Source organism: Paraglaciecola sp., assembly GCF_030730205.1.
Lineage (GTDB): Bacteria > Pseudomonadota > Gammaproteobacteria > Enterobacterales > Alteromonadaceae > Paraglaciecola.
This window is the reverse complement of record NZ_JANQVQ010000297.1, coordinates 22,791-30,240: the sequence shown is the minus strand read 5'-3', so window position 1 is coordinate 30,240 and position 7,450 is coordinate 22,791. Positions and strand designations below refer to the sequence as shown.

Sequence of the window (7,450 nt, the reverse complement as noted above, 5' to 3'; positions counted from 1 at the left end):
TATTGGTAGGAAAACCAACGACGATAGGCGCAAAAATAGCGCCAGTGGGAGGCACCGCTTAAACCGAGTTGAGGTTAATTAAACGGCTCTTCTCGTAGTGTAGTTAAGAGTTGCTGAGTAGGTGCGGCTAATCCTAGAGCAGGCGGATTGCCTAAGTCATACCAAAGGTCTTGATTTTCACGAACCCCTTGTGCTTTGGGCGCAGTGCTGAGCAGCAATACAATCGGCTGAATATCAAGATGAAAATGACTAAAGGTATGGCGAAAAGGCAGCAAGAATTTTACGCTAAAATTCTCTAAACCCAGAGTGAGGGCTTGCTGCTCTAGTTGGTCCAAAGAATCAATCTGATAAAAGCCCCATAAACCGCCCCAAATACCAGAAGACGGTCTTTTATAAATCAAGGCCGAGTTCTGCCAAAGAGGTATTACCATCAAGGTTGACCGAACCGGTGTCGTTTTTTTAGGCTTTTTACCGGGGAAATCTGTTGGCCTTCCCAGCATAGTAGCTTGGCAATCTTGTGACACTGGACATCGACTGCACGCAGGCGAGCTGCGAGTGCAAAGTGTTGCGCCCATGTCCATCATGGCTTGATTGTAATCAGCAGTGCGCTGTGCAGGAGTTAATTTATCCGCCAACAACCACATCTGCGTCTCGATTTGTTTATTGCCAGGCCAACCTTCAATTGCCGCATAGCGCCCTAATACCCGTTTGACATTGCCATCTAATATGCTGTGATGCTGGCCTTGCGCCAAAGACAATATTGCAGAGGCCGTTGAACGACCAATGCCAGGCAGAGCCATGACTAGCTCAAGTGTGTTCGGAAACGTGCCTGCATGAAGTTCGACAATATTTTTTGCTGCCTGATGCAAATTTCTTGCTCGGGCGTAATAACCTAAGCCAGTCCAATGATGCAACACATCATCTTCTGTAGCTTCAGCCAAACTCAGCACATCAGGAAAGCGTTGCATAAAGCGCTGGTAATAAGGAATAACGGTCGTGACCTGCGTTTGTTGCAACATTATTTCTGAAATCCAAACGGAGTAAGCCGTTTTAGCTCGCTGCCACGGTAAATCTTTTCGTCCATATTTATCGAACCAAGAGAGAATACGTTGGGCGAAAGTAGCTAGGTCTGAATTTTTATTTAAGGTCACAATGATGCTTATTTTGCTTCTGAACAGATATGCGGGATAATACCCTATCCCTGACGATTTGGTTTAGTTTGCATCCAGTGATTTCTTCTTACCCCATACATAAGATTGTTCAACCCGTGGTTTTTTTACCGGGTACGCTCTGCGACGAGCGTGTTTTCATGCCCTGTTGGCAATACCTCGATATACCCTATCAAGCGTATGTTCCATTGCAGTGGGCTGAAGATCTTTCTCAAATGTTAGCCTTAGGCGCTGACAGACTCGATTATTTTGACCAGCCGGTGCATGTAGTTGGTTTCTCGATGGGCGGCTATATTGCCGCCTTACTTGCCGTGCAAAACCCTATCAAAATTGCTTCTTTGACCTTAATTGGCAACACCTGCCAAGCCTTACCTGATGCAAAATTAATCGAGCGAAAAAATCTATTACAAGCCTTACAGCAAGGTCAGTATAAAGGCATGAGTGATGCGCAAATTTTGACGATGCTGCATGAACAAAACACTGATAGAGCAGCCATCATAGGTATTATCCGAGAAATGGAGCAAGACTTAGGCATAGCTACATTAGCCAGTCAGATGAAGGCGACCAACCAACGAAAAAACCTGATACCACAACTCGCCAAGAGTACCTTTACCTGTCATTTTGTTGCTGGCGAGCATGATCAATTAGCGAGCCCGAGCCAATTAAAAGCGACTCAACAGCAAATACCAGACAGCACATTAGAGATTATTGTCGCTGCGGGGCATATGCTACCTTTAGAGCAACCAAAGTTACTTGCAGACCACTTAGCCAAGACGTTAAACCAATGAAGTCCTTGCAATCAAGGATATGCGCCGGATAATGCGCGCTTAAAAGATAATATGATCAAATCAGTCCTTAAGAGTAAGTAACATGAGTCAGTTTAAATCTGAACAAGAAGCCGCAGAGTCCGGTGTCTACATTCGTAAAATTCAAAGCTTTGTAAAACGTGAAGGACGCCTCACAAGTGGCCAAGCCAAAGCACTCGAACAATATTGGCCTAGAATGGGTTTATTGCACACAGATGGCAAACTCGACACTGAGTACACTTTCGGTCGCCAAGCTCCGCTTGTGCTGGAAATTGGATTTGGCATGGGCAAATCTTTGGTTGAAATGGCCAAGAATGAGCCTGACAAAGACTTCATTGGTATTGAAGTACACCGGCCAGGTGTGGGAGCTTGTTTAGCCGAGGCGGCCGAGCATCAAGTGACTAATTTACGTGTTTACGAATACGATGCGGTCGCTGTATTAGCCGACTGTATAGCAGATGCCAGCTTAGCCAGAGTGCAGTTATTTTTTCCTGATCCTTGGCATAAAAAGAAACACCATAAAAGACGTATCGTGCAAGCAGAATTTGTACAAAATTTAAGAACCAAGTTAGCTCTTGGCGGCGTTTTTCATATGGCCACAGACTGGGAAAATTATGCACAGCACATGTTAGAAGTGATGTCTGCTGCGCCCGGTTTTGTTAATCAGTCAGAAAGTGGTGACTATGTGCCCCGTCCCGACCAAAGGCCGCTAACCAAATTTGAGCAACGAGGCCATCGTTTGGGCCACGGTGTGTGGGATTTAATGTTTGAGAAGGTAAATTAATGTTAGCGCCAACCAGTCAGGTATTGCTCAGAAATAGCGAAATTTTTACGTCGGGAAGATGGTTACTTGTTAATCCAGCTGACGCGCATATTTGTCAGGACCTTAGTGATTCAGACGTTTCAGTCTTTCATCAATTTTTTGATATTTACCAACAAAGCCAGCGCTTAGGTGAAGCTGCCAAACATCGCTTTGGAGCTAGCTATACCTCTGACGAGCTGTTTGATGGGGCCGTTATTTACATGCCTAAAGCCAAGGAGCACGCAAAAATGCTATTGGCCAATGTGGCTGCCTGCTTAAAACCCGGCGCACAATTAATGCTAGTTGGCGAGAACAAGAGTGGCGTTAAAAGTGCGGCCAAGTTACTTGAGCCCTACTGCAAACAGGTTAACAAAATTGACTCCGCGCGGCACTGTGCGCTCTTTGGTGGCGAGCTTACTCAAACGGCTAAGCCCTTTGACATTATCGCCTGGCAAACTGTGCAAACTATTGATGTCGCAGGTTTAAGCTATCAGATATGTTCTTTGCCTGGCGTGTTTAGCCATGGTGAAGTTGATATTGGCACACGCGTTTTATTAGAAAATTTACCTCGATATCATTCTGGACGAGTATTAGATTTTGGTTGTGGTGCCGGCATCATTGGTTGCTTTGTGGCTTTGTCCCAGCCTACAAGTAAAGTGGTCATGGCTGATGTCAGCGCCCTCGCTGTCTATTGTTCAGAACAAAGCGCCTTGCTAAATAAACTGAATGTTGATGTCCAGCCCTCAAACGGCTTGAAAGCTTTGAGCGCTAAATTTACGACTATTATTACTAATCCACCGTTTCATACCGGCATCCAAACCGATTATTCTGTCACTGAAACATTTATTAGCGATTGTAAAAACTACTTAACGTCAGAAGGCGCGTTAATTTTAGTGGCAAATCAATTTTTGCGTTACGCAGAGTTATTGGAAAAACAATTTAAAAACGTTACCTTAGTTCAACAAACAACCAAGTTTAGTGTCTATTCATGTTTACGTGCCCGTTGATATAAAAACTATTCAAAGCGTAAGCGACACAATAGTGTAAATCCCAGGGCAACAAAACTGGGCTTTGCGATGACATAAGTTTAGAGCTGTTTCTGCAATATGGTGGCCCAGGGCCGATTAATAGGATGCTAATGAAAATATTGTTTGTTGTGTCAGAAGTTGAAGATTTAGTAAAAACAGGTGGTCTGGCAGATGTTGCTAAATCTTTGCCACTTGCTCTGAATCAATTGGGCCATGAGGTCACAATTGTCATGCCTTACTACCAAACACTAGCTGACAGATTTAATGCCTCTGAATGCGCAGCCAAACAAACCTTGTTTGCTGAGCAACGCGCTTACGAATTTGCGATTCGCGAACTACATTTAGCACACTTACGCGTGCTTTGTGTGGATTATCCGCCCTTTTTTGCGCGTAAGGGCTTATATTCTGACGACTATCACGCCTATGCTGATAACGCAGAACGTTTTGCTTTTTTTGCTCATGCTGCTTTAAAAACAGCGCAAGCGATAAATTTTCAGCCTGATATTGTGCACTGCAATGATTGGCATACGGCGCTCACGCCTTATTTCTTAAGCATTGACGATTCCGGCTTTTTTAAGCAATCACGTTCTGTTTTTACCATTCATAATGGCGCTTATCAGGGTACACATCGCTTTGACGATATCCCCTACTTGAGACCTCATTATCAGTTACAACATCAACTTGATGGTGACGCCCTCAACTTTGTCCGGATGGGTATCCGTTATGCTAACAAGATCAATGCGGTGAGCCCTAATTACGCCCAAGAGCTGCTTACGCCATTAGGCTCTCATCATTTGTTTAATGAATTTACTCAACGCCGCCAAGATGTATCAGGCATTTTAAATGGCTGTGATTATTCGCAATGGGACCCTATCAATGATCCCCACATCGTTGAACGTTATGACGTTGATAGCTTTCACGGTAAAGCAATTTGTAAAGCCGATTTGCAACGGGAAATGCAGTTACCAAACGAAAAGAATATTCCACTTATTGGTATGGTGTGCCGCTTAACTGAACAAAAAGGCTTCAGTTTTATTTTGCCCATGCTTGAAAAGCTAATGCAACACGAGGTGCAGTTAGTGATTGTCGGTACGGGCGATCCCGATATTTGTCGATTTTTAACCGAGGTTGCACAACGACATCCCGCCAAGTTAGCGTTTCATGAAGACTTTAGTGTCCGTAAAGCTCATATGATCGAAGCAGGCAGTGACTTTTTCTTGATGCCATCTTTATTTGAGCCCTGTGGTTTAAATCAAATGTATAGCTTAGCCTTTGGCACCTTGCCTATTGTTAGGGCGGTGGGAGGATTGAAAGATACGGTAGTGGATCTTGCTGAACACCCAACTGCGGCAACGGGCTTTATTTTTGAGCAACCAGATAGTGCCAGCTTGTTAGCTTGCGTTCAAAGAGCACTGTTGTTTTATCATGAATACCCAGAAAATTTTGTTGCCACGCAAAAGCGTGCCATGCATACCCGTTTTACTTGGCAAACGGCTGCGCAAGAATATGAAAAGCTCTATCTTGAGGCCTTATATTAATTTGCATCGCTTGCTTAACAGGTTAGTGTTAGTCAGTATCTTAGGGACATTTAGCTTCCTCGCTCTGGCACTCCCAGAATTGTGTTTACAATCGCCGAGTCGCACAACAGCATGCCCTCAGCTATTATATAAAAAAACCAAAATCGCTATTCCTAGCCTTGCGTTAAACGCCAATGACATCTTGTGTATATGCTTGACTGACATTAAACCTTTAATTAAGCCTAATCCAAGTGCCACTGAAAAAATTGACCACGAGTTAACCTGGCAAGCCTTAACTGAGCGTTATCAGCTGAATAAAGACGAAATTTTAGCGTTAATCAGAGATTGAATTTGTCCAATTATCATTATTTGTATACAGTCATTGTATGCAAGAGTGAAAAGACAGAGCCTGCAATTGCTTGAAATGTAACAACAGCAAAAAAGAGAGTGATGACTAGTTCAGGTATGACCAATAAAACAAAGTTTTTATCAATTAAAAGCCTGATCATTTGGGTTGTGATGGCTATCACCACCCTATCACTTATTGTCGCATCGAGTATTAATCTTTATTCGCAAATCAATTCATACAAAGAAACCTTAATTAGCGACATCCAAGTGATGGCGGCCTTGATCTCTAATGCCTCAGTTGCCGATATACAAAACGACGCCGGCGACGCATTAGAATCACAATTGCAGGTACTTGCCGCAGTCAACTTTATTGAAAATGCTCATATTTATAGACTGCTGGAAAACGGCGAGCCCGCTTTTTTTGCCAGCTATAACAAGACAGGTATTGCGCCAGTAAAGTCGCGCGCAGAGCAAAGTGAAGAGCTAGCAGACGTCATCATAACTGGCAACCTTGCTGAGGTAATTAAACCAATTTATGAAAATGAAACAGGCAAACTCATTGGTTATATTTACCTCAGAGCCTCTGCTGAAGAAGTTGAAGAGCACATCAGTGAGTCAATCATACAAACCTTGTTTGTGCTAATCGCCTGTGTTGTGGTGTGTTTTATCCTCACCCTTAGATTGCAACGAGCCATCACTCACCCTATCAAAAATTTGGTCGTATTGGTGCAACGTATTACCCGGCAAAAAGACTTTTCAAATCGAGCCGAACTTAACGGTATAAAAGAGTTAGATATTCTGATTGAAGCCTTTAATGGTATGTTAGAAAGAACTCAAGGTCATATTCAGCGCCAAGCTGACGCAGAAAATGAATACCGCACCCTCAATGTCAGTTTAGAAGAAAAAGTCAATCATCGTACCTTAGCCTTAAAAGAAGCAAATGCTGAACTCATTCAAACCTTAGAAAAGCTCCATCAATTTCAGCGCCAAATGGTTCAGAACGAAAAAATGGCATCTTTGGGCGATATGGTGGCAGGTGTCGCACACGAAGTTAATACGCCTATTGGTCTTGGCGTAACAGCCTCTACTATGATGTTAGACAGGCTAGTAGACCTGCGTAAGGCCTTTGAAGATAAAACGCTCAAAGCCAGCTCTCTTGCTAAATTTATTGCTGAAAGTGAAGAAAATCTAAATATTATCTATCGAAACCTAAATCGTGCTGCCGAACTCATCTCGAGTTTTAAACAAGTGGCGGTTGATCAAACCTCTGAAAATAATCGCATTTTTTGTTTCAGTAAGTTGATGGACGAAATTTTAATGTCAATGCGGCCTAAGTTAAAACGCGTAGAGCATGAAATAAAGATCCATTGTGATGACAGTTTGTACATAGAATCAAAGGCCGGCCCTATTAACCAAATCATGATCAATTTAATCATGAACTCCATTATTCACGGCTTTGAATTTATCGAACATGGCATTATCGATATCAACATCGAGATGCAAGATGAGAAAAAAATATGTATTACGTTCAAGGATAATGGCAAAGGTATACCAGAGCCATTACGTAAACGTATTTTTGATCCCTTCGTCACCACCAAACGAGGACAAGGTGGCAGTGGCTTGGGTATGCATTTGGTCTATAACCTCGTGACACAAGCACTGAATGGTTCAATTTCTGTGCAAAGTGAAAATGACAAGGGTGTTGAATTTAAAATAATTTTCCCTGTCAAACGGGTGGATCCGTCAGAAATGCCTCGCAGCGCCTTGTTTTAAAACAAGG

7 protein-coding genes are annotated in these 7,450 nt (G+C 43.1%); 6 read left to right on the top strand and 1 reads right to left on the bottom strand.

Translation table 11 applies throughout. The features are described from left to right. Positions 1–74: 74 nt before the first annotated feature. Positions 75–1,151 (bottom strand): A/G-specific adenine glycosylase, encoded by a 1,077-nt coding sequence (gene mutY, locus NWQ57_RS19200; protein ID WP_306023791.1) that lies wholly within the window; start codon positions 1,149–1,151, stop codon positions 75–77. 29 nt (positions 1,152–1,180) lie between these two features. Here mutY and NWQ57_RS19195 point away from each other — a divergent pair, with 29 nt between their 5' ends. The 6 genes from NWQ57_RS19195 to NWQ57_RS19170 all read left to right on the top strand — a co-directional run bounded on the left by NWQ57_RS19195 (position 1,181) and on the right by NWQ57_RS19170 (position 7,443). After that, on the top strand, positions 1,181–1,957 hold the full coding sequence (locus NWQ57_RS19195; protein ID WP_306023790.1) for an alpha/beta fold hydrolase: 777 nt from the start codon (positions 1,181–1,183) through the stop codon (positions 1,955–1,957). Between the two features lie 82 nt (positions 1,958–2,039). After that, positions 2,040–2,759: a tRNA (guanosine(46)-N7)-methyltransferase TrmB gene (trmB, locus tag NWQ57_RS19190; protein WP_306023789.1), complete on the top strand. Its 720-nt coding sequence runs from the start codon at positions 2,040–2,042 to the stop codon at positions 2,757–2,759. Beyond that, a complete protein-coding gene (locus NWQ57_RS19185) occupies positions 2,759–3,784 on the top strand; it encodes a methyltransferase (RefSeq protein ID WP_306023788.1) in 1,026 nt (341 codons plus the stop codon). Before trmB ends, NWQ57_RS19185 begins: the two co-directional genes overlap by 1 nt. 131 nt (positions 3,785–3,915) lie before the next feature. Beyond that, on the top strand, positions 3,916–5,343 hold the full coding sequence (gene glgA, locus NWQ57_RS19180) for a glycogen synthase GlgA (RefSeq protein WP_306023787.1): 1,428 nt from the start codon (positions 3,916–3,918) through the stop codon (positions 5,341–5,343). 25 nt (positions 5,344–5,368) lie between these two features. After that, on the top strand, positions 5,369–5,671 hold the full coding sequence (locus tag NWQ57_RS19175) for a hypothetical protein (RefSeq protein WP_306023786.1): 303 nt from the start codon (positions 5,369–5,371) through the stop codon (positions 5,669–5,671). A gap of 116 nt (positions 5,672–5,787) precedes the next feature. Further along, positions 5,788–7,443, top strand: coding sequence for an ATP-binding protein (locus NWQ57_RS19170; RefSeq protein WP_306023795.1), 1,656 nt, complete (start codon positions 5,788–5,790; stop codon positions 7,441–7,443). Positions 7,444–7,450 lie beyond the last annotated feature (7 nt).

Coding starts and splice junctions, on each gene's coding strand:
- NWQ57_RS19170 (WP_306023795.1), top strand. CDS start 5,788: ATGACCAATAAAACAAAGTTTTTATCAATTAAAAGCCTGATCATTTGG.
- trmB (WP_306023789.1), top strand. CDS start 2,040: ATGAGTCAGTTTAAATCTGAACAAGAAGCCGCAGAGTCCGGTGTCTAC.
- NWQ57_RS19185 (WP_306023788.1), top strand. CDS start 2,759: ATGTTAGCGCCAACCAGTCAGGTATTGCTCAGAAATAGCGAAATTTTT.
- glgA (WP_306023787.1), top strand. CDS start 3,916: ATGAAAATATTGTTTGTTGTGTCAGAAGTTGAAGATTTAGTAAAAACA.
- NWQ57_RS19195 (WP_306023790.1), top strand. CDS start 1,181: ATGCGGGATAATACCCTATCCCTGACGATTTGGTTTAGTTTGCATCCA.